The 25,951-nt window shown below is 44.2% G+C and carries 22 protein-coding genes and 3 pseudogenes; 16 read left to right on the forward strand and 9 right to left on the reverse strand.

Annotated features, from left to right (window positions below):
• Window positions 1–388, reverse strand: a 388-nt coding sequence (locus tag STRDD13_RS00080; RefSeq protein ID WP_067100209.1) for a (deoxy)nucleoside triphosphate pyrophosphohydrolase, incomplete at its 3' end; no start/stop codon positions are given.
• Window positions 389–926: 538 nt separating this feature from the next.
• A complete protein-coding gene (locus STRDD13_RS00090; RefSeq protein WP_067100212.1) occupies window positions 927–1,787 on the reverse strand; it encodes a DUF975 family protein in 861 nt (286 codons plus the stop codon).
• Window positions 1,788–1,905: 118 nt separating this feature from the next.
• On the opposite strand from STRDD13_RS00090, the gene tgt reads away from it, so the two are divergent.
• Window positions 1,906–3,048, forward strand: a complete 1,143-nt coding sequence (gene tgt / locus STRDD13_RS00095) for a tRNA guanosine(34) transglycosylase Tgt (RefSeq protein ID WP_067100213.1) — start codon at window positions 1,906–1,908, stop codon at window positions 3,046–3,048.
• 97 nt (window positions 3,049–3,145) lie between these two features.
• Here tgt and STRDD13_RS00100 read toward each other — a convergent pair.
• The 3 genes and pseudogenes from STRDD13_RS00100 to STRDD13_RS00110 form a co-directional block, all read right to left on the reverse strand.
• A pseudogene (locus STRDD13_RS00100) lies at window positions 3,146–4,002 on the reverse strand (metallophosphoesterase).
• A 148-nt stretch (window positions 4,003–4,150) separates the two neighbouring features.
• Window positions 4,151–4,726 carry an MptD family putative ECF transporter S component gene (locus tag STRDD13_RS00105; RefSeq protein ID WP_067100215.1) on the reverse strand — a complete coding sequence of 192 codons (576 nt, stop codon included), beginning with the start codon at window positions 4,724–4,726 and terminating at the stop codon, window positions 4,151–4,153.
• Between the two features lie 65 nt (window positions 4,727–4,791).
• Window positions 4,792–5,880, reverse strand: a complete 1,089-nt coding sequence (locus STRDD13_RS00110; RefSeq protein WP_067100217.1) for a M24 family metallopeptidase — start codon at window positions 5,878–5,880, stop codon at window positions 4,792–4,794.
• Between the two features lie 173 nt (window positions 5,881–6,053).
• Between STRDD13_RS00110 and ccpA the strand changes: the two genes are divergently transcribed.
• From ccpA to thrS, 6 genes are all read left to right on the forward strand, one after another.
• Complete coding sequence (ccpA, locus tag STRDD13_RS00115) at window positions 6,054–7,055, forward strand: catabolite control protein A (RefSeq protein ID WP_067103103.1); 1,002 nt, start codon at window positions 6,054–6,056, stop codon at window positions 7,053–7,055.
• A gap of 118 nt (window positions 7,056–7,173) precedes the next feature.
• On the forward strand, window positions 7,174–8,211 hold the full coding sequence (locus STRDD13_RS00120) for a glycosyltransferase family 4 protein (protein ID WP_082781145.1): 1,038 nt from the start codon (window positions 7,174–7,176) through the stop codon (window positions 8,209–8,211).
• An 8-nt stretch (window positions 8,212–8,219) separates the two neighbouring features.
• The gene (locus STRDD13_RS00125; RefSeq protein WP_067100220.1) at window positions 8,220–9,581 is read left to right on the forward strand and encodes a glycosyltransferase family 4 protein; all 1,362 of its coding nucleotides are present in this window, start codon (window positions 8,220–8,222) and stop codon (window positions 9,579–9,581) included.
• 18 nt (window positions 9,582–9,599) lie between these two features.
• A complete protein-coding gene (locus tag STRDD13_RS00130; protein WP_067100222.1) occupies window positions 9,600–10,013 on the forward strand; it encodes a hypothetical protein in 414 nt (137 codons plus the stop codon).
• A 336-nt stretch (window positions 10,014–10,349) separates the two neighbouring features.
• The gene (locus tag STRDD13_RS00135; RefSeq protein WP_082781146.1) at window positions 10,350–10,952 is read left to right on the forward strand and encodes an adenylate kinase family protein; all 603 of its coding nucleotides are present in this window, start codon (window positions 10,350–10,352) and stop codon (window positions 10,950–10,952) included.
• 10 nt (window positions 10,953–10,962) lie between these two features.
• Window positions 10,963–12,927 carry a threonine--tRNA ligase gene (gene thrS / locus STRDD13_RS00140; RefSeq protein WP_067100223.1) on the forward strand — a complete coding sequence of 655 codons (1,965 nt, stop codon included), beginning with the start codon at window positions 10,963–10,965 and terminating at the stop codon, window positions 12,925–12,927.
• 174 nt (window positions 12,928–13,101) lie between these two features.
• On the opposite strand, the gene STRDD13_RS00145 is transcribed toward thrS, so the two are convergent.
• The 4 genes from STRDD13_RS00145 to STRDD13_RS00160 are packed head-to-tail and all read right to left on the reverse strand — an operon-like array spanning window position 13,102 to window position 16,094.
• Window positions 13,102–13,761 carry an amino acid ABC transporter permease gene (locus STRDD13_RS00145; RefSeq protein WP_067100226.1) on the reverse strand — a complete coding sequence of 220 codons (660 nt, stop codon included), beginning with the start codon at window positions 13,759–13,761 and terminating at the stop codon, window positions 13,102–13,104.
• A 14-nt stretch (window positions 13,762–13,775) separates the two neighbouring features.
• A complete protein-coding gene (locus tag STRDD13_RS00150; RefSeq protein ID WP_067100241.1) occupies window positions 13,776–14,474 on the reverse strand; it encodes an amino acid ABC transporter permease in 699 nt (232 codons plus the stop codon).
• A 12-nt stretch (window positions 14,475–14,486) separates the two neighbouring features.
• A complete protein-coding gene (locus tag STRDD13_RS00155; protein WP_067100244.1) occupies window positions 14,487–15,323 on the reverse strand; it encodes a transporter substrate-binding domain-containing protein in 837 nt (278 codons plus the stop codon).
• Window positions 15,324–15,332: 9 nt separating this feature from the next.
• Complete coding sequence (locus STRDD13_RS00160; protein ID WP_067100247.1) at window positions 15,333–16,094, reverse strand: amino acid ABC transporter ATP-binding protein; 762 nt, start codon at window positions 16,092–16,094, stop codon at window positions 15,333–15,335.
• A 185-nt stretch (window positions 16,095–16,279) separates the two neighbouring features.
• Between STRDD13_RS00160 and yycF the strand changes: the two genes are divergently transcribed.
• The 9 genes and pseudogenes from yycF to STRDD13_RS00205 all read left to right on the forward strand — a co-directional run.
• Window positions 16,280–16,984: a response regulator YycF gene (gene yycF, locus STRDD13_RS00165; RefSeq protein WP_067100249.1), complete on the forward strand. Its 705-nt coding sequence runs from the start codon at window positions 16,280–16,282 to the stop codon at window positions 16,982–16,984.
• Complete coding sequence (vicK, locus tag STRDD13_RS00170) at window positions 16,977–18,344, forward strand: cell wall metabolism sensor histidine kinase VicK (protein WP_067100251.1); 1,368 nt, start codon at window positions 16,977–16,979, stop codon at window positions 18,342–18,344. Before yycF ends, vicK begins: the two co-directional genes overlap by 8 nt.
• Window positions 18,337–19,139, forward strand: a pseudogene (locus tag STRDD13_RS00175) (MBL fold metallo-hydrolase). Before vicK ends, STRDD13_RS00175 begins: the two are co-directional and overlap by 8 nt.
• A 115-nt stretch (window positions 19,140–19,254) precedes the next feature.
• The gene (gene pbp2b, locus STRDD13_RS00180; RefSeq protein ID WP_443031063.1) at window positions 19,255–21,306 is read left to right on the forward strand and encodes a penicillin-binding protein PBP2B; all 2,052 of its coding nucleotides are present in this window, start codon (window positions 19,255–19,257) and stop codon (window positions 21,304–21,306) included.
• A gap of 13 nt (window positions 21,307–21,319) precedes the next feature.
• Entirely contained in the window at window positions 21,320–21,916 is a 597-nt protein-coding gene (gene recR, locus STRDD13_RS00185) for a recombination mediator RecR (RefSeq protein ID WP_067100255.1), read from the forward strand.
• 45 nt (window positions 21,917–21,961) lie between these two features.
• On the forward strand, window positions 21,962–23,008 hold the full coding sequence (locus STRDD13_RS00190) for a D-alanine--D-alanine ligase (protein WP_067100258.1): 1,047 nt from the start codon (window positions 21,962–21,964) through the stop codon (window positions 23,006–23,008).
• Window positions 23,009–23,028: 20 nt separating this feature from the next.
• Complete coding sequence (locus tag STRDD13_RS00195) at window positions 23,029–23,955, forward strand: glycosyltransferase family 2 protein (RefSeq protein WP_067100261.1); 927 nt, start codon at window positions 23,029–23,031, stop codon at window positions 23,953–23,955.
• Window positions 23,956–24,140: 185 nt separating this feature from the next.
• Complete coding sequence (locus STRDD13_RS00200) at window positions 24,141–25,511, forward strand: UDP-N-acetylmuramoyl-tripeptide--D-alanyl-D-alanine ligase (RefSeq protein ID WP_067100270.1); 1,371 nt, start codon at window positions 24,141–24,143, stop codon at window positions 25,509–25,511.
• A 3-nt stretch (window positions 25,512–25,514) separates the two neighbouring features.
• A pseudogene (locus STRDD13_RS00205) lies at window positions 25,515–25,951 on the forward strand (MmcQ/YjbR family DNA-binding protein); the annotation flags it as partial.

Genomic DNA, 25,951 nt, shown 5'->3' on the forward strand with positions numbered 1-25,951 from the left:
TTTTTGTTAATAATTCCACAGCCGGTCGATCAACGGGTGCCCAGTTCAATGTCTTTAGTTCGTTAGGGGTTAACCAGATTGAATTTTGGTGTTCAAGTAAGTCTAGATTTCCAGAAATGAGTTTGGCATGGTAGGTCTTCATGACAACTGTTCCGAAGTCATAATCATAGGAGGCTTCGTTCAGATAGGATAAAATTTCAATTTCAGAGTTTAGTTCTTCCTTAATCTCACGGAGAAGAGTCTCTTCTGGTGATTCACCAACTTCTAGTTTTCCGCCTGGGAATTCCCAATAGCCTCCTAGACTTTTTCCTTCAGGTCTTTGGGCACAAAAGAATTTACCCTTGTGTTCTATGGCAGCCGCAACAACTTTGATTATTTTTTTAGACATAGGTTTCCTCCAGATCCATTGTATCAAATTTTTGGGCGAGAACGATCCGATTTAATGATAAAAATTCTTTATAGACTCTACTGTTCCCGAAATTTAGACTCAAATTTACTAAAAAGACATAGTCCTGTATTGCACAAGATTATGCCTTTTTAGTTTGATGCGTATATTTTTGAGGAAATCAGCGGGATTCGCCTGACCAAGTTTACAAACGGTGAAATCGGGATTGAATTTATCTGGATTGATGTGGACAATCCTCCTGTAGATGCTATCGGCTGGGTGGCGAAGAAGAATTGAAGGTTCAGAATCGTTCTTTCGTTCCTTAAGATTCATTTAAGAGTGTTGCCGTATACTACTATTATCCTAGCAATAGGACAAACAAACTTTTCTTTTTCATAATCTCCGAGAATAGCCCCAGCATTCGCTGGGGCTATTCTTTTTGGTGCTTTTTTACAGTCAAAAAGACTCCATCATTCCTACGGTGGATGGACCCACTACAGAAATGATAGAGCCCCAAAAGCCTTGTTTGAAAGGGCGTGCTCTAGCTCTCCGTCTGTTTAGGGGAGGGCTGTACAGACTCTTTTCGAATCATCTGATAAAAGAGGTAGCGCGTCCATTCCTGATAAGGGATGAGGTAGATCCCGACGATTCCAAAGCTGAGGCTTTGAAGGAGGATCCAGGGGAAGAAGCTCCATTCAAGCTTGAAGTAGAACCAGCGTCTTCCTTTCATCACGAGTCGGCTGGCCTGAAGTAATTTCCAACTCTTGATAGGTTCCTTTTCGTCTAAATGCTCAAAGAGGAGGAAGTCGACTTGACTATAGGTTAAAATGGCAAAAATGAGGAGGAAGCATCCAAGGAGGAAGAAGAGCAACCCAGCCAAATTGAGAAAGAGGATGAGATGCTGGGTGTCCAAAGGAATCTGGTCGACTGGAATCATTCCAAGGGCATCACTGTACGCATAGGTAAGCGCAGTTGCCTTAAGATTGAGTCCGAACCCGAGTAGGAGGGGAAGACTATAGAGGATCAGGAGCATGTCACGGAGGAAATAGGTGGTAAAGACCTTATTAAATCGGGGATGCCAGAAGAGACGAAGGGCATCTTTCCCTTGGAGATCCTCTTCTTTGAAGCTTTCTTGCTTGAAAATAGTATAGGTAATGGACCAGTTGATGAAGCCTGTCAGGATACTGATACTAAGGGGGAAAAGGACGACTGAAAGGGTTTGTCCTATTGGAACGTGACCAGTAGAAAGTTCTTCTAACCAGGAAGTTCGGTTGTTGGATACGGAGCTAAGTAGGCTGAGCACAAAGGCCAAGGCGACGGGTAGGGTCGTGAGACGCATCACTCTTGGATACTGAGCGTTTTTTTCCCTGGCTTTTTCTTTTAATTCGCGAATAGATGACATGATATTCTCCTTTATTTTTCCTATTATAGCATACTAGGTGACAGGAGCTGGCATTTTTGTTAGACTAAGAAGGCATGAAAATATGATTTAGAAAACAAGAAAGATTAAAGGAGTAAGAATGACAGAGTCACCGATCAAATACCGTTTGCTTAAGAAAGAAAAGCACACAGGAGCTCGTTTGGGAGAGATTATTACCCCCCATGGTACCTTTCCGACTCCCATGTTTATGCCAGTTGGGACGCAGGCCACAGTCAAAACCCAATCACCAGAAGAATTGAAAGAAATGGGCTCGGGCATCATTTTGGCCAATACATATCACCTTTGGTTGCGGCCAGGGGATGACTTGATCGCGCGTGCCGGTGGTCTTCACAAGTTCATGAACTGGGACCAGCCTATTCTGACAGATAGTGGTGGTTTCCAGGTGTATTCTCTAGCGGAAAATCGCAACATTACTGAGGACGGCGTTACCTTTAAAAACCACCTCAATGGTGCGAAGATGTTCCTTTCTCCAGAAAAAGCCATCTCTATCCAGAATAATCTGGGAAGTGACATCATGATGTCCTTTGACGAGTGTCCCCAGTTTTATCAGCCATATGACTATGTCAAAAAGTCCATTGAGCGAACTAGCCGGTGGGCGGAACGGGGACTCAAAGCTCACGCGCGTCCGCAGGATCAAGGGCTCTTTGGAATTGTGCAAGGGGCTGGATTTGAAGACCTTCGCCGTCAATCCGCACATGATCTTGTCAGCATGGATTTCCCAGGATATTCGATTGGGGGCTTGGCAGTAGGGGAAACCCACGAAGAGATGAATGCTGTTTTGGACTTTACCACACCTCTCCTGCCTGAGAACAAACCGCGCTATCTCATGGGAGTTGGAGCACCGGATAGTCTCATTGATGGGGTGATTCGTGGAGTGGATATGTTTGACTGTGTCCTGCCAACTCGGATCGCTCGAAATGGGACCTGTATGACTAGTGAGGGTCGGTTAGTAGTGAAAAACGCTCAGTTTGCGGAAGATTTTACTCCGCTGGACCACAATTGTGATTGCTACACCTGTCAAAACTATACCCGAGCGTATCTCCGCCACCTGATCAAGGCAGATGAAACCTTTGGTCTGCGTCTGACTAGCTACCATAATCTCTACTTCCTCATCCATCTCATGAAGCAGGTTCGTCAAGCCATCATGGATGACAATCTTTTGGAATTCCGTGAAGAATTCGTGGAGCGCTATGGTTACAACCGGAGCAAACGGAATTTCTAATCGAGTGCGGGAGTCGTTAGAAGATTACCTAGCCTACCAGATATCGCGATTAAAGGAGATTTTCTCATTCTAAAAAGGAGTTGCTTGCAACTCCTTTTTAGATGTCCAAACTCATCAGGGAATCGGTGAATTCCGTATAGAGTTGCTCCTTTTGAAAATAGAGGAAGGTAGACTCAGACCGAATGGCCTTGTACCGCTTGGTCAGGTGGTAGCTATTGTGGTGGGAAAAATGAGGATGACGATTGTAGAAGTCCTCCACCATCTGCCACTCCCTGCGGTAACCCAAGGGGCGCGCTTGATAGGTCACACCTTCGATCGTGCGTGGCTCATAACGGCGATGTAAGTGGCCGAAAAAGACATGACGGACCTTATTTTTTTAAAGACGTCATGAAAGCCCTGACTTCCCAAAAAGCCATTAAATGCCTGAAAATAAGGATGCTGGAGGAGAAAACTAGCATGCGGAACGAAGTGGAGAGCCACAATGATCGTTCCATCTAAATCCGATAGGACCCTGTCCAAGTCCCCTAGGATGGTTTGGGTGAGCTCGATATCAGGTAGGGTCCTATCCAACTTGCGGTCAAACCAATAGAGTTTTTTCTTTGCGAGATGCTCTTTTTGGCTCATCTGAGGGGCATAAGAATAGTCGTACCAGCCAGCTAGACTGACTAGGTGGGTCTTGCCGAAGGTCTCTATTTGAAAATCATATGCAGCAATATCCTTCTCTGAAAGTCCTAGCATATCGTGATTGCCAAGTGAAAAGGAAACAGGCAAGTACTGCCGTAGTTTTTCAATAAAAGGGAGGGAGGTGCCCTTTAAATCATTTGAGATATCCCCTACTAGATGGAGGTGGTCGATTTTTCTGTCTTGTAGGACCTGTAGCAAGGTTTTGTATTCAAATTCCTCAAAGGCATTGCTATCGATGTGCAGGTCACTCATAAATCCTAGTCGTGTCATAGGACCATTGTATCATAGTGATGCCAGAAAGACAGGAATGGAGAAATAAAAAATAGTTTAAAAAGAAAAAGAAAAAGAAGCAGTGATCCGGTGTTCGGAAAAAAACTGCTTCTTCTAATCATTCGTGAGAATAAGTCGCACAGATGGTTTACTGTGTTGCTGAGAATCGGTGTAGCCATCGATGGGCAAGGAGATAGCCGATAGCTGCTGCTAGGAGTGTTCCTCCGAACAGGACGAGCAGATGTTGTCCACTTGCTGGAACCATCACTTGATCGATATATGTCTGGCTTTTTCCTTTTGCAAGGAGTTGCGCGGTGTAAGCTTTTGGAGCCAGCCACATGGTCACTATAGGCGCTAGATTGCCGAGAGAAAACACCATGTAGGATAGGAGGTTTCTTCCAGAACTTTTATAATGAGCAGATCCTGCGATCAGCTCAGCCAAAATAGCTGCAAGCAGATTCGGTAGGGCTGCTAAGATAAAGTGGCCAGAGGTGAAAAAGAAGATGGACATAAAAGCCCCAAGCGCTAAGATTGGTCCAAAACGTTGGGTTTTCTGAATCAGTCTGATGTAGACCCAGCCAGCGAATAAGGCGGATAAGGCTGGGGTATTGTACATATTGCGAACACCAAGGAGTCCTAGGTCGATTCCGACGGCTATCCCGACGCAGGCGAAGTAACATAAAACAGCAATAACAGTCTGTCGGAAAGGTTGTTTAAAATACATGATTTCTCCAGTAGTAAGGCTGAAAAGGAAAGGGGGAGATAGGGAAGTTGTGAGTTCCGAAAGGCCTAACCTTCAAAATAAAGTAGTTCTTTTGGGGTATGTGTAAAGACTTCAAAACCGTCTTTGGTCACATAACCGCAGTCTTCGATCCGGACACCGACTTTTCCAGGGATATAGATACCCGGCTCAACGGAGAAACACATCCCTTCTTCGATGATCAAGTCATTTCCTTCCATAATAGATGGAAACTCATGCACCTCCATACCGAGCCCGTGTCCCAAGCGATGGTTGAAGTACTCTCCATATCCTGCTTCTTCGATCACCGAACGGGCTGCACGGTCAATTTCGTGAGCGGTGACCCCAGGCTTAATCATGGCGATAGCAGCTAGGTGGGCTTTCAGACAGAGATTATAGATGTCAATTTTAAATTGATCTGGCTTGCCAACTGCTACGGTACGAGTCATATCTGAGGTGTAGCCTAGGGCTTCGACCCCAAGGTCAAATAGGAGGAGGCTATTGTTTTCGACTTTTTTATTGCCAGGAATCCCATGAGGGTCAGCAGCATTGTCACCAGACAAGACCATGGTGTCAAAGGACATTTTTTTAATGCCTTGCTTTTTCATGGCAAACTCAATCTCAGTGATGATTTCATTTTCTGTCTTCTCAAGAGAGATTGCTTGAAAACCAGTTTGGACAGCCTTGTCAGCCCATTCTCCAGCGACAATCATTTTTTCAATCTCGTCTTGAGATTTGATGAGTTTCATCCGATTGATGACAGGGCTAAGGTCACGAAATGTAGCAGTAGGGAAGGCGGATTTTAGGCCTTCAAACTTTGCAACAATCAATTGATTGTACTCAATCCCAACGGACTGGTAGTTTTTCTGAGGAAGGAGTTGAGCAATGATCTCCCAAGGGTTTTCCGTATCCTTGTAGCCCTGAACAGGGAAGTCGACAAACTCTTTGGCACGGTTGACTTCAAGAGAAGGTGTAAAGAGAAGGGGCTCTTCATTTGGGAGGACAAAGAGGAAAAGTTGACGCTCATGCGGGTCGCACATAAACCCAGAGAGGTAATTGATGGAAACAGGGTCTGAAAAAATGGCTAGATCCATCTGATTTTCTTGTAAATAGTGGGTAATTTGTTGGATTTTAGACATAAGATACCTTCTTTCTTTCCTTATTTTACAGCTTTCTAGTAAAATTGCAAGCTTTTTTAAAAAAGGAGGAAAATCTCTTGAAAGTGTTTTCAAATAATGGTATACTATCTAAGGATGAAAATGTCGTTTTCATCATGAACATTCAGGTCTGAAAGGAGGTGTAGATGATTATGATGAATACTGATGATACCGTGACTATTTATGATGTTGCGCGTGAGGCAGGTGTGTCCATGGCAACGGTCAGTCGCGTCGTCAATGGCAATAAAAATGTGAAAGAAAATACTCGCAAAAAAGTCCTTGAGGTGATCGAACGCCTGGATTATCGTCCAAATGCGGTTGCGCGCGGACTAGCTAGTAAAAAAACAACAACTGTCGGTGTTGTAATTCCAAATATCGCGAATGCCTACTATGCTACCTTGGCAAAAGGGATTGACGATATTGCAGATATGTACAATTACAATATTGTGTTGGCCAATAGTGATGAGAATGATGACAAGGAAATTTCCGTTGTTCATACCTTGTTCTCAAAGCAGGTGGATGGCATTATCTTTATGGGATACCATCTGACAGATAAGTTGCGGGCAGAGTTTTCACGGACGAGAACGCCTATCGTACTGGCAGGGACGGTGGACTTGGAACATCAGATTCCTAGTGTCAATATTGATTACGGACAAGCAACGAAAGATGCTGTCGGACTCTTGTCGAAGAATAATCAAAAAATTGCCTTCGTATCAGGGCCTTTAGTGGATGATATTAACGGTGTGGTTCGTCTGTCTGGATTTAAAGAAGGACTAAAAGAGAAGGGCCTTTCCTTTAACGAAGGTCTGGTATTTGAGTCCAAATACAAGTACGATGAGGGATTTGCTTTGGCAGAGCGCGTCTTGCGTGCAGGTGTTACCGCAGCTTATGTAGCAGAGGATGAGATCGCAGCAGGTCTGTTAAATGGTCTAGTTGCTCAGGGTGTCAAGGTTCCAGAGGATTTTGAACTGGTTACAAGTAATGGTTCCTTGGTGACCAAGTTTACCAACCCTAACCTGACATCGATTCAGCAACCGATTTATGATATCGGGGCGATTGCCATGAGGATGCTCACAAAAATCATGCATAAAGAAGAACTCGACACACGTGAGGTCATTCTAAACCATGGCATCAACCAAGCACAGTCTACAAAATAAACTTTAGTAACCTGGATTCAGGTACAGAAGGATTTAAGTTTTTTCTTAGATCCTTTTTTTGCTCCTTTTCTATCTGAAATGTAGGGCAGATGAGGGATGAAAATGATATAATAAAGGCATGGAAAACAAAAAACTACGAATCAATATGAAAAGTTCAAGTGAGAAGGTTGCAGGTCAAGGGGTTTCGGGTGCCTACCGTGAGTTGATGCGGCTCTTGCATCGGGATGCTGGAGATGCCCTTGTCGTGACAGAAAACCAGTCCGTCCGGGCTGATGTGACCCATTACCATACGATTGATCCCCAGTATTTTCTATCTACATTTCGAAAGAAAAAAGTGGGACGCAGGGTTGGCTATGTCCATTTTTTACCTGAGACCTTAGATGGGAGTCTCAAGCTACCCTGGCTCGTTCGGAAAATCGTAGGGTGGTATGTCATTCGTTTTTATAATCGGATGGATCATCTAGTGGTTGTCAATCCAAGCTTTATTGAAGATCTTGTGGCAGCAGGGATTCCTCGAGAAAAGGTGAGTTATATCCCAAACTTTGTGAACAAGGAAAAATGGTATCCTTTGGAGCAGGCAGAACGAGTTGCGATTCGGACGGAACTAGGTTTGTCTGAGGGGGATTTTATGGTCCTAGGAGCCGGTCAGGTGCAAAAACGAAAGGGAATTGATGATTTCATCGCCTTGGCGGAGCAACGTCCGGATGTGACCTTTGTTTGGGCTGGCGGATTCTCCTTTGGTGGGATGACGGACGGTTATGAAAAGTATAAGGCACTGATGGAGAATCCACCGAGCAATGTCCGTTTCCCTGGGATTGTCTCGCCTGATCAGATGCGCCGGCTATACGCAGCGACAGATTTATTTTTGTTGCCAAGTTACAACGAGCTCTTTCCAATGACCATCTTGGAGGCTGCTAGCTGTGGAGCGCCAATCATGCTTCGAGACCTAGATCTTTATAAGGTTATTTTAGAGGGCAAGTATTATCCAGCTCAGGATTTGGATGGGATGAAGAGTGGTTTAGATGAGCTGAAGGCACATCCCGAAAAGTTAGAAGACCTCAGACAGCACTCTAACGAGATATCACAAGAATACTCAGAAGAACGTCTCTTGCAAATTTGGTTAGATTTTTATGCAGAACAAGCCCGTTTGGGTTAGGGGGAATTATGAGAATTGGTTTGTTTACAGATACCTACTTTCCACAAGTGTCCGGTGTTGCAACGTCTATCCGTACGCTAAAAACTGAATTGGAAAAACTTGGCCACACCGTTTTTATCTTTACGACGACAGACAAGGATGTAGAAGGGTTTGATGATTGGACGATCATTCGCTTGCCATCTATTCCTTTTTTTGCCTTTAAGGAGCGTCGGATTGCCTACGCTGGTTTTTCAGATGCGATTGAAATCGCCAAACGTTATCAGCTGGAGATCATTCATACGCAGACAGAATTCTCCCTTGGTTTTCTTGGTTTAGAGATTGGCCATACTTTAGGGATTCCCGTTGTTCATACCTACCATACCCAGTATGAGGACTATGTCCGCTATATTGCTCGGGGGATGATCATTCGTCCTAGCATGGTGAAGTACTACATTCGCAGATTTAGTTCAGATGTGAATGGGATTATTTGTCCTAGCCAAATCGTTGCGAATCTCCTCAAATCCTACAAGGTCAAATCCGACTTGCGAGTAATCCCGACTGGAATTGATCTGGCAAAATTTGAACGACCCGAAATTCAAGAGACAGACCTACTGGACTTGCGTCACCGCTTAGGAATTCAAGAAGATGAGACCATGCTCCTTAGTCTTTCTCGAATCTCATATGAAAAAAATATTCAGGCTGTTATAAAGGCTCTGCCTCAAGTCCTAGAGCAAAACCAGAAGATCAAGTTAGTCATCGCAGGTGGTGGACCTTATGAAAGCGATCTACAAAAATTGATCAAAAAGCTAGGAATTGAGAATCATGTGCTGATGACAGGGATGATTGCACCATCTGATACAGCGCTCTATTATAAGGCGGCAGATTTCTTTATTTCTGCTTCGACGAGTGAGACCCAAGGCCTGACTTATATAGAGAGTCTAGCATCTGGGACTCCTGTCCTCGCCCATGGGAATCCTTATCTGGAAGTGGTCGTCAATGATCCGGCCTTTGGTCGCCTCTTTTACCAAGAAGAGGATATGCCTCGCGTGATTTTAGAAGCTATTGCGGATACTCCTGCGATGACGCTGGAACAGCACAATGCTAAATTGTATGAAATATCAGCAGAAAATTTTGGGAAAACCGTCTATCAATACTATTTGGATATTAAAATTGCCTATGACTTTCGAAAAAATCACTTAAAGAAAGTCTCGACTTCCCAAGCGGAATCCATCCGCTCTTACCAACAAGGGCATGAAAGACGGCCTCTTTCAATCGTAAAACGAGCGAGTCGTCTACCGCGGACCATTGCAGTCGGCTCTAGCCGTCAATCCAAACGCTTTGTCCGTGCTTCTAAACGGACTATTCGTTCCATTCGAAACTTACTGGATTAGAAAGAAGGAGATCTTGATTTGAATTGGAAATGGAAACGCCTCCTCTTTTTTGCTCTCTGGCTAGTAGTTCCTCTCGTGCTTTGGTTTGGGATTACGGCTATTTTTGGGGAAAAATGGGTAACCCAGGCGAGTATTGTCTACGTCGGCTATTTGTTTTTGCTGACCTTGGGCGCCAACCTCTCCTACGGACGGAGTATCTGGTACAGCGTTTTGGTACTCGTTTTGTCTTTGTTTTGGGTCGCTACTTCCTTTCTGTTGGTTCCCTCGACTGATTCGTCCAGCTTGGATGGCCTCTTGGCGGGGACTTCAGTTGTTTTTAATCAGGTTTTAGCAATCGTGACTAGCGTGGTCTTAGTAGGTGTTAGCCTACTGGGCTATTTGCTCTCTCATTTGATTCATTCCATTCGGCATTTGAGGGATTCGGACGAGTAAAAGCCGTAGGTTGTCATTTTTCCTAAGATAGGACAATTGGTAGGACCGAAGACTAGTCGGCTTGGAAAAGTATTTTGCATTTTTTTGTGAATCATGCTATAATCTGCAATAGAGACATATCAAACCTAGGAAATCTCATAGAGAGCGTGTGAGGCTGGAAATCACGTAGAGGATAGGTTTGGGACTACTCGTTAGATTTTTATGAAAACATAAAACGGTGGCTACGTTAGAGCCAATCAGAGGTGTCCCTCTTTTTTGAGGAACATAAATGAAGGTGGAACCACGTTACGACGTCCTTTCGAGGATGTCGTTTTTATTTTGTCAGAAGGAGGAAGAATGATGCTTTATATGATTGGCGGATCGCCTTGTAGTGGAAAGTCAACAATTGCCTCACTTCTTGCTAGACAGTATCAACTACTTCATATCAAATTGGATAATTTAGTAGACGAGATGGTGAGTCAAGCAAGTGCAGACTCACAGCCAATTTGCCTTCTTAGGCAGGATAGAAATCCAGAAGAGATGGCAGATGAAGAATGGCGCTTTTATGAAGAGATTTTTCCATATGTAAAATCTTACTTGATAAAAAATCAAAACAGACCTCTCTTGGTGGAGGGAGCAGGACTTTTGCCTCACTTGGTAAAGGAGCTTGAATGTCAAACATCATCCTATCTATGCTTGACTCCGACAGCTGATTTTCAAAAAAAGCATTATAGACAGAGAGAATGGGTTCCTTATGTCTTAGAGGGTACAACCAACCCTGAGCAAGCTTTTGAAAACTGGATGCAACGAGATATTCTTTTTGCTCAAATGGTTCGTAAGGAAGCGATGAAATTAGGCTATTCTAGTCTCGTAACAGATGGTAGTCAACCAGAAAATCAGACTGCGGAAGAAGTTGCTCGGCTCTTAAAATTGTCCAACAAAAATAGAATAAATATTTAAGGAGAAAACCATGATTAAGATTACTTTCCCAGATGGCGCTGTTCGTGAATTCGAATCTGGCGTTACTACTTTTGAAATTGCCCAATCCATCAGCAATTCCCTGGCTAAAAAAGCCCTTGCTGGTAAATTTAATGGCAAACTCATCGACACGACTCGTGCGATCACCGAGGACGGAAGCATCGAAATCGTGACCCCTGATCACGAAGATGCTCTTCCAATCTTGCGCCACTCCGCTGCTCACCTCTTTGCTCAAGCGGCTAAGCGTCTTTTTCCAGACATTCATCTCGGTGTCGGTCCAGCTATTCAAGATGGCTTTTACTATGATACAGACAATGAAGCTGGTCAAATCTCAAATGAAGACCTGCCACGTATCGAAGAAGAAATGAAGAAAATCGTCAAGGAAAACTTCCCATCCATCCGTGAAGAGGTCACTAAAGACGAGGCACGCGAAATTTTCAAAAATGATCCTTATAAGTTGGAATTGATCGAAGAACACTCGGAAGATGAGGGGGGCTTGACCATCTATCGCCAAGGTGAATACGTGGACCTTTGCCGTGGCCCACATGTGCCGTCAACAGGTCGTATCCAAATCTTCCACCTCTTAAACGTAGCAGGTGCCTACTGGCGTGGAAATAGTGACAATGCGATGATGCAACGGGTCTATGGGACCGCTTGGTTTGACAAGAAAGACTTGAAGAACTACCTGCAAATGCGGGAAGAAGCGAAAGAGCGGGATCACCGTAAATTGGGAAAAGAACTGGATCTCTTTATGATTTCTCAGGAAGTTGGGCAAGGGCTGCCGTTCTGGTTGCCAAACGGTGCGACAGTGCGTCGGGAGCTAGAGCGTTACATTGTCGATAAGGAATTGGCTTCTGGCTATCAACATGTCTATACTCCGCCACTTGCTTCTGTGGAGCTTTACAAGACTTCTGGTCACTGGGATCATTACCAAGAAGACATGTTCCCAACTATGGACATGGGAGACGGGGAAGAATTTGTTCTTCGACCAATGAACTGTCCACACCATATCCAAGTCTTTAAACATCATGTCCATTCTTACCGTGAATTGCCAATCCGAATCGCTGAAATCGGGATGATGCACCGCTACGAAAAATCTGGGGCTCTCACTGGTCTCCAACGGGTGCGGGAAATGTCCCTCAACGATGGCCACCTTTTCGTTACTCCAGAACAAATCCAAGAAGAATTTCAACGGGCTCTTCAGTTGATTATCGATGTTTACGAAGATTTTGACCTCACGGATTATCGCTTCCGTCTGTCTCTTCGCGATCCTCAAGACACGCATAAATACTTCGACGATGACCAAATGTGGAACAATGCCGAAAGTATGCTTCGTGCAGCTCTGGATGAGATGGGGGTACACTATTTTGAGGCAGAAGGAGAAGCGGCCTTCTACGGACCAAAACTGGATATCCAAGTGAAGACAGCTCTTGGGAATGAGGAGACCTTGTCGACGATTCAGTTGGACTTTCTCTTACCAGAGCGGTTTGACCTAAAATACATCGGAGCAGATGGCGAGGAACACCGTCCAGTCATGATTCACCGTGGCGTAATCTCCACCATGGAACGTTTTACGGCCATCTTGATTGAAAACTACAAGGGTGCCTTTCCAACTTGGTTAGCTCCACATCAAGTAACGGTTATTCCGATTTCAAACGAAGCTCACACAGATTACGCTTGGGAAGTAGCGAAGAAACTTCGTGACCGTGGTGTTCGAGCTGATGTCGATGAGCGTAACGAAAAAATGCAATACAAGATTCGAGCTTCCCAAACCAGTAAGATCCCTTATCAGCTGATTGTAGGGGATAAGGAGATGGAAGAGGGGGCAGTTAACGTCCGCCGTTATGGACAAAAACAAACTGAAACCCTTTCAGTGGATGCCTTTGTCGAATTGATCCTTGCAGATATTGCCAATAAATCACGAAAATCGGCTCCTTCAGAAGAAGCTTCTGAGTAAGAAAGTCAGGGCTCGAAAGAGTCCTGACCTTGTTTCTGGACAATTTGTCGGATGGTCATCCATCTGATAGAAAATAAAAAAACAACCAATCGTTTATCCCCTCCTAGTTCACCTAAAAACAGGTGACCCGGACAAGGGATTGACGGTTGGTTGTTTTTGACGACTCTAGAGTCGTTATTCGACACTATCTGCCCACGATTTTGCAAGATAGCGTGAAAACTGGGAAATGGAGAAGTTGATCACGAAATAAATGGCTGTGATGATCAGGTAGAGAACGAAGACTTGACTGGCTTCGTGATATCTACCCATCAAAATTTGTGCCGAGCCAAAGAGTTCTTGAAGGGCGATGACAGAGTAGAGGAAGCTGGTATCTTTAATCACGGTAACGATTTGTGAAATGACGGCCGGCATCATCTTGCGCATCGCTTGCGGGATAATGATATAGCGCATGACTTGAAAACGGGTAAAACCTTGAGAAAGTCCGCCTTCCATCTGACCGTGATCAATGGCATTGAGCCCTCCACGAATGATTTCTGCCATTGCTGCTGTTGTGAAGAGAGTGAAAGAGGTGATCCCTGCTTCAGTGGATTTCATTTGGAAAACCAAAAATACAACAAAGATCCACAGGAGGTTCGGAACGTTTCGGACGAATTCAACATAAATAGCTGCGATCCATCGTAAAAGACGATTGTGGCTATTGCGCATTACAGCTAAAATCATGCCGAAAAAGATAGAGAGAATCACCGAAACAGTCGAAATTTGGATGGTCAGGTAGAGACCGTTGGCCAAAATTCGAAAGGTAGACGGCTTTAAGATTTCTAAAATACTTTGCATACGTCAACCTCCTTCTAAGCTGAATAGCGTGTTTTGTTGTGCTCTTCAATCCGGCGTCCAAGTCGTGCGACTGGGAAACACATGATGAAGTAGAAAAAGGCAGCACCAGCAAAGGCCGGGATATAATTTTGGTTGAGGGCTGCCCAAGATTTGGTGACAAACATCAGGTCCATACCGGAAATAATCGCAACAGTCGCCGTGTTTTTGATCAGACTGACCAATTGGTTGATCAGGGGTGGCAAAATGGCGGGAATTGCTTGTGGCAGGATGATGATTCGCATCGTTTCAGAAGCCGTAAAACCTTGTGAAAGCGCCGCCTCAGTTTGACCGCTCGGGATGGATTCGATTCCTGAACGAATGACTTCTGAAATATAAGCCCCATGATACAGTCCTACCGAAAAGACGGCTGTAAAGAAGATAGATGGACTGATGACATAATGCGTAATCAGAGGAAGTCCATAGTAGATAATCATGAATTGGACTAAAAGGGGAGTGTTTTGATAAATTTCAACGTAAGCGCGCGAGATAAAGCGCAAAAATTTGTTTTTCCCTGATGAAAAAGAACCGAAGATGATTCCCAAGATAAGAGCAAGGATGAGAGATCCAATCGAAATGGCGATGGTATAGACGATCCCACCAAAGAAGGTCGGTAGCGCATTAAAATAACTCACCCAATTTTCCCATGAATAGGGATTGGTTACAGTTGCTAACATCGATTTTCCTTTCTATTGCTGCGTACTTTCGACAGGCGTCAGATTGTATTTGGCATAAATCTTTTGCAAGGTTCCATCTGTTTTCCATTGACTAATCAAGTTGCTGACATACTCATTCAGGGCTGTATTGGATTTTTTAGTGACAATACCATACTCTGATGTGGCAAAGTTAAAGTCTAGGATATGAGCAGTGGAAGAGGTATAACCAGATAGGATGGATTGGTCGACAGAAAAGGCATCAATGCGGTGAGCCCGTAAGGCAACTGCCAACTCAGGGTAAGAACCTAGCTCTGTAAAGTAGACACTGATATTGTTCTCTTTGGCTAAGGCTTGAATTTGGGTACGCGTCGTGGACCCTTGCGCAACCCCGATGTTTTTGCCATTAAGGTCTTTGATGGATGTGATGCCACTGTCGTTATTCACGAGGAATCCGACCGCATCAGTATAATAAGGTGTTGAAAAATTGTAGAGTTTTTTTCGTTCCTCATTAATCGTAAAGGTTGCAATGACAATGTCGACTTGGTCATTGTCTAAGACAGCACCCCGTGTTTGAGGGGTTACAGGGGTAAATTCGATATCGACACCAAGCTCATCTGCAATTTTTCGTGCGATATCAATTTCCATCCCTTCATACGCATTGGTATCCGGATTGAGGTAGCCAAAGTTTGGCACATCTTGCTTGATCCCTACGCGGAGAATACCCCGGTTTTTAATTGCTTGGACAGGATCGGAACTATCCCCACCATTCGTTGCTTTCGAGCTGGTTTTGGGAATGAACAAAGGAAAGACAAAGATAGCTAGAAAGAGGATGGCCACAATCCAGCCCAAAATGGTTTTTTTGGATTTCATATGGACCTCCTACAGGACAACCTTGTCTGATTCATGGTTGATAATCTTGCTTAGGAATTGCTTAGCTCGTGGTTCAGTTGGGTTATCAAAGAAGTCATTTACATCTGTGGTATCCACCAATACCTCACCTTCAGCCATAAAGATAATCCGGTCTGCCACTTCGCGAGCAAAGCCCATTTCGTGTGTGACGACAATCATATTCATCCCATCCTGAGCTAATTTTTGCATAACAGCCAGGACATCCCCGATTGTTTCAGGGTCGAGTGCTGATGTAGGCTCATCAAATAGTAACAATTCAGGGTGCATCGCTAATCCACGGGCGATCGCAATCCGTTGTTTTTGTCCACCAGAAAGCATAGCTGGGTAAGAATCCTTCCGGTCCCACATGTTAACAAACTCCAGATATTTTTGAGCTGTTTCTTCAGCTTCTTTTTGGCTGATGCCCAAAACCTTGGTAGGAGCAAGGGTTACGTTTTCCACGACGGTCTTGTGGGGATAGAGGTTAAAGTGCTGAAATACCATGCCGACTTCCTTTCGCAAAGGAACAAGGTCCCGTTGGCTGGCTTTACTGATATCGTGTCCATGGACTACCAAGCTTCCTTCATCAATCGATTCTAAGCCATTGATGGTTCGGATTAAGGTTGATTTCCCAGAACCAGAAGGTCCGAGAAGGACCACTACTTGACCTGGCTCAAAGGATAAGTTAATGTCGCGTAGAGCGTGATAATCTCCATAATACTTGTTGACGTTTTTAAATTCTACTAGAGGCATAAATCTCTCCCGTTCTATATAAGATAATACTAGTTTAGCAGATGAGGGGCGATTTGTCAAAAGAATTCTGACAATTTAATAAAACAGATGTCAGAAAATCTAACATGCCCCCTGTAAAAGACGTTCATCCGTGAAAAAAAGTGAAAGATTTGGTATACTAAAGTATCAAAAGGAAGTGAAAAACTATGAAAAAAATACTTGTTGTCGATGATGAGCGTCCGATTTCGGATATCATCAAATTTAACATGACTCGCGAAGGATATGAGGTCGTGACCGCCTTTGACGGGCGTGAAGCACTGGAACAGTTTGAAGCAGAACAACCAGATATTGTGATTTTAGATTTGATGTTGCCAGAGATAGATGGTCTTGAAGTTGCTCGTACTATTCGTAAGACCAGTAATGTCCCGATCATTATCCTATCAGCTAAGGATAGTGAGTTAGACAAGGTGATTGGCTTGGAACTTGGTGCCGATGATTATGTGACAAAACCGTTTTCCAATCGGGAATTATTGGCTCGGGTAAAAGCGATGCTTCGTCGGGCAGAATTTGTAGAAAATACGACAGAAGTAGATGACAATGGTGTTCCAGATATTGTGATTGGGGACTTAACGATCATTCCAAGTGCCTACCTAGCGAAAAAGCATGGGGAAGAGCTGGAGCTGACACATCGAGAATTTGAGTTACTGCATCATCTTGCGAATCATGTCGGGCAAGTTATGACTCGGGAACACTTATTGGAGACCGTTTGGGGCTATGATTATTTTGGAGACGTACGGACGGTGGATGTCACGGTTCGTAGACTTCGGGAAAAAATCGAGGACACACCTAGTCGTCCGGAATATATTCTGACTCGACGGGGAGCAGGGTATTATATAAAAGGAAATGATTAATCAAATTAAATTTTTGGTCACTCAAGTCGAATTTTGGTTCATTGTCATTGTCATTGGCTTTGTCTTGGTCATTGCTTTTCTGATTTTAGAAGGTCGACGAGATGACATACATATCAAGGCGCTGAACGGGAAAGTAAAAGCGCTGATTGCTGGAGATTACAGTGATGTCCTGGATCTAAGAGGGAATCCTGAAATTACAGAGATGGCCAATCTTCTAAATGAACTGTCTGAAGGCATTCGCTTAACTCAGGATAGTTTGAGTCAAGAAAAAACCAGGCTTTCCTCCATTCTTTCTTATCTGAGTGATGGCGTCGTAGCGACAGACCGTTGGGGTCGGATTATCATGATCAACGATATGGCGCAAAAGCAATTAGGTTTGAGCAAGGAAGAAGCGGAACAGGCCGATCTACTCACGATTCTAGAAATAGAAGACTATAGTTTTAGAGATTTGTTGATCCAAACGCCAGAATTGAATTTGGATCATGTGGGTGAAAATGGGGAATTCCTGACCTTGCGTGCAAATTTTGCGACCATTCGAGGAGAAACTGGGATGATATCTGGGGTCGTTGTTGTCTTGCATGATACGACGGAGCAAGAAAAGGAAGAACGGGAACGGAGACTGTTTGTTTCCAATGTCAGTCATGAGCTGAGAACCCCTCTAACTTCTGTCAAGTCTTACTTGGAATCATTAGATGAAGGTGCCTTGTCTGAACCGGTTGCTCCAAGCTTTGTCAAGGTTTCGTTGGATGAGACCAACCGTATGATGCGAATGATCACGGATTTGTTGAGCCTGTCGCGTATCGACAATCAACTGCAGCATCTGGAACCAGAATTGATTAATTTTACAGCTTTTGTAACTTTTATCTTAAACCGATTTGACCAGATGAAAAACAGTGACCCGGATCGAAAAAAAGAGTATGTGATTATCAGGGATTATGCAGTGACACCTGTGTGGGTGGAGATCGATACGGATAAAATGACACAAGTCTTGGACAATATCCTCAACAATGCCATTAAATATTCTCCAGATGGAGGAAAGATCACGTTTAGCATGAAGACCACGACGAATCAGTTGATTCTTTCGATTACAGATGAAGGTCTGGGCATTCCTAAGTCGGACTTACCGAAAATCTTTGATCGTTTTTATCGAGTGGATAAGGCGCGCTCACGTGCGCAAGGAGGGACTGGTCTGGGGCTTGCGATTGCAAAAGAAATCGTTAAACAACACCAAGGCTTTATTTGGGCTAAGAGTGAGTATGGACATGGTTCGACATTTACGATTGTCTTACCTTATTCACGGGAGCTTGGAGTGACGACAGAATGGGATGAGGAGGCGGATGAAGTAGAAAAAGATGAGTGAAACAGGATTTAAATACAGTATTTTGGCATCGGGCTCCAGTGGCAATAGCTTCTATTTGGAATCCAATCAGAAAAAAATATTGGTTGACGCGGGCCTATCTGGGAAAAAAATTACCAGCTTGTTAGCAGAAATCGATCGAAAACCCGAGGATTTGGATGCGATTTTAGTAACCCATGAGCATGTGGATCATATCCATGGGGTCGGAGTTTTGGCACGTAAACATCAACTAGATATTTATGCCAATGAAAAAACCTGGCAGGCTATGGAAAAAAAACTGGGAGTTATCCCAGTGGAGCAAAAACATATTTTTGAAAGGGGACGTGTCTTAACTTTTGGAGATTTGGATGTAGAGTCCTTTGGGGTGAGTCATGATGCTGCTGATCCCCAATTTTACCGCTTCATGAAAGATGGGAAAAGTTTCGTTATGTTAACGGATACGGGCTATGTGAGTGATCGACTGGCAGGTATGATTGAGCATGCCGATGCCTACTTGATTGAGTCCAATCATGATATCGAGATTTTACGTGCAGGATCCTATGCTTGGAACTTGAAACAACGAATCTTGTCAGATAAGGGCCATTTGAGCAATGAAGACGGAGCGGAAGCCATGATCCGTTGTCTAGGTCATCAAACGAAAAAATCTACCTCGGTCACCTATCGAAGGAAAATAATATCAAGGAATTGGCTCATATGACGATGGTCCATCAACTTGAACGAGCGGACTTGACTACCTCCAGTGCCCTAGAAGTGCTTGATACGTCGCCAGACTCGGCAACCCCTCTAACCCTGATTTAGGCGAGCAAAAGAAGCTTGCTGGATTTGGGGATTGAACTCTGAAGATTCTTCTGGGATATGGTATAATAGAAAAGAATTTTCAGAAAGAGGTAGCTGTGTGGCCAGAAAAGAAATAGTGAAAAAAAAGGCAAATAAAAACGTCATTCCCCGCCGGATAAATGTTTTATTTGCCTTTGTTTTATTGCTTTTTGTAATATTGATTGGGCGGTTGATTCATATGCAGATTGTCAATCAATCGTTCTATCAGGATCGGCTTGCGACAGCTAGTCAGAAAAAAATTAGCAGAAGTTCTGTCCGCGGAGGAATTTATGATGCTAGTGGAAAGGCCCTTGTAGAAAATAAGGTCCGTCAGGTGGTGACCTACACACGTTCGAACAAGGCAACGGCTCTGGCCATGCGGACTGTGGCCCAAAAGCTATTAAGCTATGTTCAAGTGAACAATCCCACGGTGACCCAACGTCAAAAGGCGGACTATTATTTAGCAGATCCTCAGGTATATTCGAAAGTGATAGAGGCCTTGCCACGAGACCAGCGGCTGGATCAAGCAGGAAATCGCTTAGAAGAGTCTGTCTTATATGGCAATGCCGTTGCTAGTTTAAAAGAAGACCAGCTCAACTATTCGAAAGAGGAAGAAAAGGCGATTCAGCTTTTTTCAGAAATGAACGCAGCCTCTTATTTTGAAACGGTAAATCTACAAACAGAGGCTCTAACGGCTGAACAAATTGCAAAGATTGCGGCCAATGAAAATGAGTTACCTGGAATCTCCACTGGCAGTGATTGGGACCGAGTGGTCTTGGATACCTCCTTATCCTCTCTCATTGGAACGGTGACGACCAGTCAAGCTGGCTTGCCGGAAGCGGATGCGGCATCTTACCTAGCAAAGGGCTATTCACTCAATGACCGAGTTGGGACGGCCTATCTAGAGAAGCAATATGAGGACGATTTACAAGGAACTCACCAGGTCAAAGAAGTCCAGCTTGACAAGTCTGGGAATGTGGAAAGTATCGAGACCCTTCAAGAAGGAAGTAAAGGAAACAATCTCAAACTGACCCTAGATCTAAAATTTCAGGACGGGGTTTCAGCAATCTTGAAACGTCATTTCCAGACCGAGTTGAATAGCGGAAGTGCGACCTATTCAGATGGTGTTTATGCTGTTGTGATGCGTCCAAATGATGGTTCTATTTTAGCAATGGCGGGCTATCAACATGATGCTGGAGCTAAGGATATCAAGGAAAATGCGCTTGGAAATATCACCAACGTTTTCGTGCCTGGGTCCATTGTCAAAGGGGCCACTTTAACTGCGGGTTGGCAAAACCAAGTCATCTCAGGGAATCAGGTCTTGACCGATCAACCGATTCAGTTAGCAGGAAGTAGTGTGATCAATTCTTGGTTTACCAATTATGGACAACAAAATCTAACGGCCGTGCAAGCTTTGGAGTATTCTTCCAATACCTATATGGTTCAGATTGCCTTGAAATTAATTGGTCAGGAATATCAAGCCGGGATCTATCTCCCGAGTGACCAAAGTGTCATTCAAGCTGGGATGACCAAGTTACGGACAGCTTATGGTCAGTATGGCTTGGGCGTGTCGACAGGGATTGATCTGCCTTCTGAGTCTACGGGCTATCTCCCTACCAACTACACATCCTGGAACTATATCACGGAGTCTTTTGGCCAATTTGATAATTATACCCCTTTGCAAATGGCCCAATATGCTGCAACAGTGGCCAATGGTGGGAAGCGGATTGCCCCTCATCTGGTAGCGGGCATCTATGACAATGCAGAGGATGGAGGTCTCGGAAAGGAAATCCGTGGAATAACAGGAAAGGAACTGAATCAGGTTGACCTTTCCGCAAGTGATATGGGCTTGATCCAGGAAGGATTTTATGAGGTAGTGCATGGAACGTCAGGTTTTACAACTGGGACAGAAATGAATGGGGCCTCCTTGTCTATCAGTGCCAAAACAGGAACAGCTGAAACCTTTGTGACCAATTCATCTGGTCAGACAGAACAAGCCATTAATACCAACATCGTAGCCTATGCCCCAAGTAACAAACCAGAAATTGCTGTGTCAGTCGTCCTTCCTAACTTGACTGATCTCAATTCTGTGACCAGTAAGGCGATTGTGAAAGATATCGTCAACCTGTACCATCAACTTTATCAGTAGAAAAAGGAGAATTATGTTTTATCCAACTCCTATTGCAAAACTAATCGAGTCTTTTTCCAAATTACCCGGAATCGGGATTAAAACAGCGACACGGCTCGCTTTTTATACGATCGGGATGGATGATGAGGTCGTGAATGATTTTGCTAAAAATTTGCTAGCAGCCAAGCGGGAATTGTCCTATTGTACCGTCTGTGGGAATTTAACCGATCAAGAAATCTGTCGTATTTGTCAGGATGAGACGCGAGATCCGTCAACGATTTTAGTTGTTGAGAATAGCCGCGATGTCTCTGCTATGGAACATATCCAAGAGTATCATGGTCGCTACCATGTCCTACATGGGCTAATTTCACCCATGAATGGGGTTGGTCCAGATGATATTAATTTGAAGTCCCTGTTGAGTCGGCTGATGGAAAATGACGTTACGGAAGTGATCGTAGCAACGAATGCGACAGCAGACGGAGAAGCTACGTCTATGTATATTTCCCGGGTCCTGAAACCGGCTGGAATTAAGGTCACCCGTTTAGCGAGAGGGTTGTCGGTTGGTTCTGATATTGAGTATGCCGATGAAGTGACCCTGCTAAGGGCCATTGAAAATCGAACAGAACTCTAGTATAATCAATGGTATTTAGAAGAGAAGGAAAAGAGAGAAGAGCAGATGACAAAAGAAATCTTGATAGTGTTATATGGCGGTCGGTCCGCTGAGCGCGAAGTATCTGTATTGTCCGCTGAAAGTGTGGTACGGGCGGTCGATTATGATCGTTACCAGGTCAACACCTACTTTATCACGCAAAAAGGGCAGTTTGTAGAAGGGGCTTCGTTTGATCAAAAGCCTGAAGGGAGAGACTTCCTTTTGACCAATGATCGCTTAGATGGGGGAAGACCTGTCGCAGCGAGTGATATCGCAAGGAATGGCGGAACTGTCTTTCCTGTTCTTCATGGTCCGATGGGGGAAGACGGGAGCGTGCAAGGTTTCTTGGAAACCTTAGGGCTACCCTATGTCGGAACTCGTGTCCTTGCGTCAAGTGTTGCCATGGACAAGATTAGTACCAAGCGTATCCTTGCAACAGTTGGGATTCCTCAAGTCCCTTATGTTGCCTACGTGGATGGGGAAGATCGCAAACAACTTCTCTCTTCTGTAAAAGAGAAACTAAGTTTCCCTGTTTTTGTGAAACCCTCCAACATGGGCTCGTCAGTCGGTATTTCAAAGGCAGAAAATGAAGCAGACTTAGAACAAGCGGTCGATCTTGCTTTGCAATACGATAGCCGGATTTTGATTGAGCAAGGTGTGGATGCACGTGAAATCGAAGTGGCTGTCTTAGGGAACCAAACGGTTCAAACAACGGTGCCTGGTGAAGTTATTAAAGACGTAGCGTTTTATGATTACCAGGCAAAATATATTGACAACCGGATTACCATGGATATTCCAGCTAAGATTCCTGATCAAGTAGCTGAAAAAATGCGGCGATTCGCTGAGCAAGCTTTTCGTTCCATTGGTGGAACAGGTCTATCTCGGTGTGATTTTTTCATGACACAAGATGGTCAGATTTTTCTGAATGAGCTAAATACCATGCCAGGCTTTACGCAATGGTCGATGTACCCTGTCTTGTGGGAGCATATGGGCTTACCGTATGGTGAGTTGATCGATCGATTGGTGAGCTTAGCGCAGGAAACTTTCCAAAGTAGGGAGAAGCATTTGTTGTAAGTAGGAAGGGAGTGACGAACGTGAAATTAAGTATCGTAGTGCCTTGTTATAATGAAGAAGAGACGATTTATCCTTTTTTAGAAGCTGTTGAAAAGGTCGAGTTGGGTCCCTTGAAACATCTTGAGTTTGAGTATATCTTTGTGAATGATGGCTCTAGCGATGGAACCTTGGCAATCTTACGGGACATCAGCCAAAAATATCAAAATGTCCATTATTATTCCTTTTCTAGAAATTTTGGGAAGGAAGCTGCTTTGTTAGCTGGTCTGGAACATGCTAGAGGCGATCTGGTGACAGTTATGGATGTCGATCTTCAAGATCCTCCTGAATTGTTGCCTCAAATGGTTGAGAAAATCACGGAGGAAGGCTTTGATGTGGTTGGAACCCGACGCGCTGATCGAGAAGGGGAACCGGTGATTCGCTCCTTCTTTTCCCGGATGTTTTATAAGTTGATCAATTACGTTTCAGATACGGAGATGGTGGATGGTGCGCGAGATTTTCGATTGATGACCCGACAGGTAGTAGATAGTGTCCTTCGTCTTGAGGAGGTCAATCGATTTTCAAAGGGGCTATTTTCATGGGTTGGTTTTCGGGTAACCTATATTAGCTTTGACAACCGAGAGCGGGTGGCGGGTGAAACGTCCTGGAATTTCTGGTCTCTTCTGCGCTATTCCTTGGAAGGATTTATTAACTTCTCAGAAGCCTTGCTCAATATTGCTACCTATAGTGGGCTTATTTCCTTTTTAATGTCCATTTTGGGGATTTTATTGGTCGTCTTCCGAAAACTTTTATTTGATGATCCTGTGACAGGTTGGGCTAGTTTGGTTTGTTTGATTCTCTTTATCGGGGGGATTCAACTTTTTACGATTGGGATCCTTGGGAAATACATTGCGAAAATCTTTTTAGAGACGAAAAAACGTCCGATTTATATTATCCAAGAAGAGGGATAGGAAAATCAGTACTGAACTTAGGGTTTATTCATTACCCTGAGTTTTTTTGATGGGAAGGTCTTCTTCGTCTCCTCCTCTTTTCTATAAGGGGGGAGACATAGGGGGTGGACCACTTGTGGTATAATAAGAAGGAAACACATCCGACAGGATATGACTGAATCGGATAGGATAGGATGGAACACAGGATGAAAGTAACACTATCAGAGTTGGCAAAGATCGTAGGGGCAAAGAATGACTGGAGTGCCTATGCAGATGAGTTGGTAACAGGAGTGGAGTTTGACAGTCGAAAAGTGAAAGAGGGGGACTTGTTTGTCCCTTTAAAAGGAGAACGGGACGGCCATGATTTTATCGAGCAGGCTCTTGCCCAGGGAGCGAGATTGACCTTGTCAGAACGGTCTTTAGAAGGAACTCCACATTTATTAGTGGAGGATGTCCTGCTTGCCTTTCAACAGATCGCTAGTGATGCATTGAAAAAAAGCAAGACCCAGGTGATTGCAGTGACCGGATCGAACGGGAAAACAACCACCAAAGACATGATTGCTTCCTTGTTGGCTACGACCTATAAAACCTATAAGACACAAGGGAATTACAACAATGAGATTGGTTTGCCCTATACTATTTTACAGATGCCAGATGATACGGAAAAACTTGTACTGGAAATGGGACAAGACCATCTCGGAGACATTCATCTATTGTCAGAAATAGCACATCCAGATATTGCGGTTGTGACCATGATTGGTGAGGCTCATTTAGAATTCTTTGGTAGCCGAGAGAAGATTGCTGAAGGGAAAATGCAGATTGTGGATGGCATGGCTGAAGATTGTTTAGTCCTTCTACCCGGGGATTCCATCGTAGATCCCTATCTTCCCCAAAATCAGAGGGTGGTTCGATTTGGCGAGGGACAAGAAATTGCTGTGACCTCCTTGGTGGAAGAAAAAGGGCTCCTCGATTTTCAGGTCAATTTCTTGAAGGAGCCCATCCGTCTGGCTGTGAACGGTAAATACAATGCGAGCAACGCCATGGTTGCAGCATACGTGGCCAAGGAGTGTGGGGTGACAGAAGAGGCTATCCAAACTGGTTTTGCCCGCTTAGAATTAACACGAAATCGAACCGAATGGAAAAAAGCTGCCAATGGGGCAGACATTTTGTCTGACGTCTATAATGCCAATCCGACGGCTATGCAATTGATCTTAGAAACCTTTTCTTCTCTTCCGTCCAATGCAGGTGGGAAAAAAATCGCCGTGCTAGCAGATATGAAGGAGCTGGGACCAGATTCTGTCCGTCTCCATACGGAGCTGATCCTTTCCTTGTCACCGGATCGCATCGATTTCCTAGTGTTTTACGGTGAAGATATTGCTCCGTTAGCCCAATTAGCCAGTCAGATGTATCCGATAGGTCGGGTGTACTACTTTCAGAAAAATGCCCAAGAAGACCAATATGAATATATGGTTAAACAGGTTCAGGAGATCGTGGCTCCACAGGATCAGATCCTTCTAAAAGGCTCTAACTCGATGGGGTTATCACGATTGGTTCATCGCTTGGAAGCCGGAGAATAGCTCATGGAAGCGTCTCAGACAGCCTTTTTTGAAGCAAGATATTTTCATCAACGACAGCCCTCGTTTGAACGCTTATTGGCCTTTGGTTTTATCAAACAAGGGGATGACTTTGTTTATCAAACGAATTTGCTGGATGGAAATTTTACAGCAGAGGTCAAGGTTGATCCGCATGGCACAGTATGTGGCAAGGTGGTCGATACAGATTTTAATGAAGAATACACGGCTTTTCGCGTCCGCCATGTGGTTGGTGAATTTGTCGGTCAAGTCCGAGAAAGTTACGGCAATCTCCTAAAAGAGATTGCGCATACTTGCTTTGTTCCTGTTTCTTTTAGAACTGCTCAAGGGCAACGATTGGCAACCTTTATCGACCAAACTTTTCAGGATTCGTATGACCATCCTTTTAAACGCTCTCCAGAAAGTTTTGCCTATCGAGTGGAGGG

This window comes from Streptococcus sp. DD13, from assembly GCF_001578875.1.
In the GTDB taxonomy this organism is placed as follows: Bacteria; Bacillota; Bacilli; order Lactobacillales; family Streptococcaceae; genus Streptococcus.

Bases quoted from the DNA above. Each gene is read 5' to 3' on its own strand.
- STRDD13_RS00090 (WP_067100212.1), bottom strand. From the start codon at position 1,787: ATGTCATCTATTCGCGAATTAAAAGAAAAAGCCAGGGAAAAAAACGCT.
- tgt (WP_067100213.1), top strand. From the start codon at position 1,906: ATGACAGAGTCACCGATCAAATACCGTTTGCTTAAGAAAGAAAAGCAC.
- STRDD13_RS00105 (WP_067100215.1), bottom strand. From the start codon at position 4,726: ATGTATTTTAAACAACCTTTCCGACAGACTGTTATTGCTGTTTTATGT.
- STRDD13_RS00110 (WP_067100217.1), bottom strand. From the start codon at position 5,880: ATGTCTAAAATCCAACAAATTACCCACTATTTACAAGAAAATCAGATG.
- ccpA (WP_067103103.1), top strand. From the start codon at position 6,054: ATGAATACTGATGATACCGTGACTATTTATGATGTTGCGCGTGAGGCA.
- STRDD13_RS00120 (WP_082781145.1), top strand. From the start codon at position 7,174: ATGGAAAACAAAAAACTACGAATCAATATGAAAAGTTCAAGTGAGAAG.
- STRDD13_RS00125 (WP_067100220.1), top strand. From the start codon at position 8,220: ATGAGAATTGGTTTGTTTACAGATACCTACTTTCCACAAGTGTCCGGT.
- STRDD13_RS00135 (WP_082781146.1), top strand. From the start codon at position 10,350: ATGATGCTTTATATGATTGGCGGATCGCCTTGTAGTGGAAAGTCAACA.
- thrS (WP_067100223.1), top strand. From the start codon at position 10,963: ATGATTAAGATTACTTTCCCAGATGGCGCTGTTCGTGAATTCGAATCT.
- STRDD13_RS00145 (WP_067100226.1), bottom strand. From the start codon at position 13,761: ATGCAAAGTATTTTAGAAATCTTAAAGCCGTCTACCTTTCGAATTTTG.
- STRDD13_RS00150 (WP_067100241.1), bottom strand. From the start codon at position 14,474: ATGTTAGCAACTGTAACCAATCCCTATTCATGGGAAAATTGGGTGAGT.
- STRDD13_RS00155 (WP_067100244.1), bottom strand. From the start codon at position 15,323: ATGAAATCCAAAAAAACCATTTTGGGCTGGATTGTGGCCATCCTCTTT.
- STRDD13_RS00160 (WP_067100247.1), bottom strand. From the start codon at position 16,094: ATGCCTCTAGTAGAATTTAAAAACGTCAACAAGTATTATGGAGATTAT.
- yycF (WP_067100249.1), top strand. From the start codon at position 16,280: ATGAAAAAAATACTTGTTGTCGATGATGAGCGTCCGATTTCGGATATC.
- vicK (WP_067100251.1), top strand. From the start codon at position 16,977: ATGATTAATCAAATTAAATTTTTGGTCACTCAAGTCGAATTTTGGTTC.
- recR (WP_067100255.1), top strand. From the start codon at position 21,320: ATGTTTTATCCAACTCCTATTGCAAAACTAATCGAGTCTTTTTCCAAA.
- STRDD13_RS00190 (WP_067100258.1), top strand. From the start codon at position 21,962: ATGACAAAAGAAATCTTGATAGTGTTATATGGCGGTCGGTCCGCTGAG.
- STRDD13_RS00200 (WP_067100270.1), top strand. From the start codon at position 24,141: ATGAAAGTAACACTATCAGAGTTGGCAAAGATCGTAGGGGCAAAGAAT.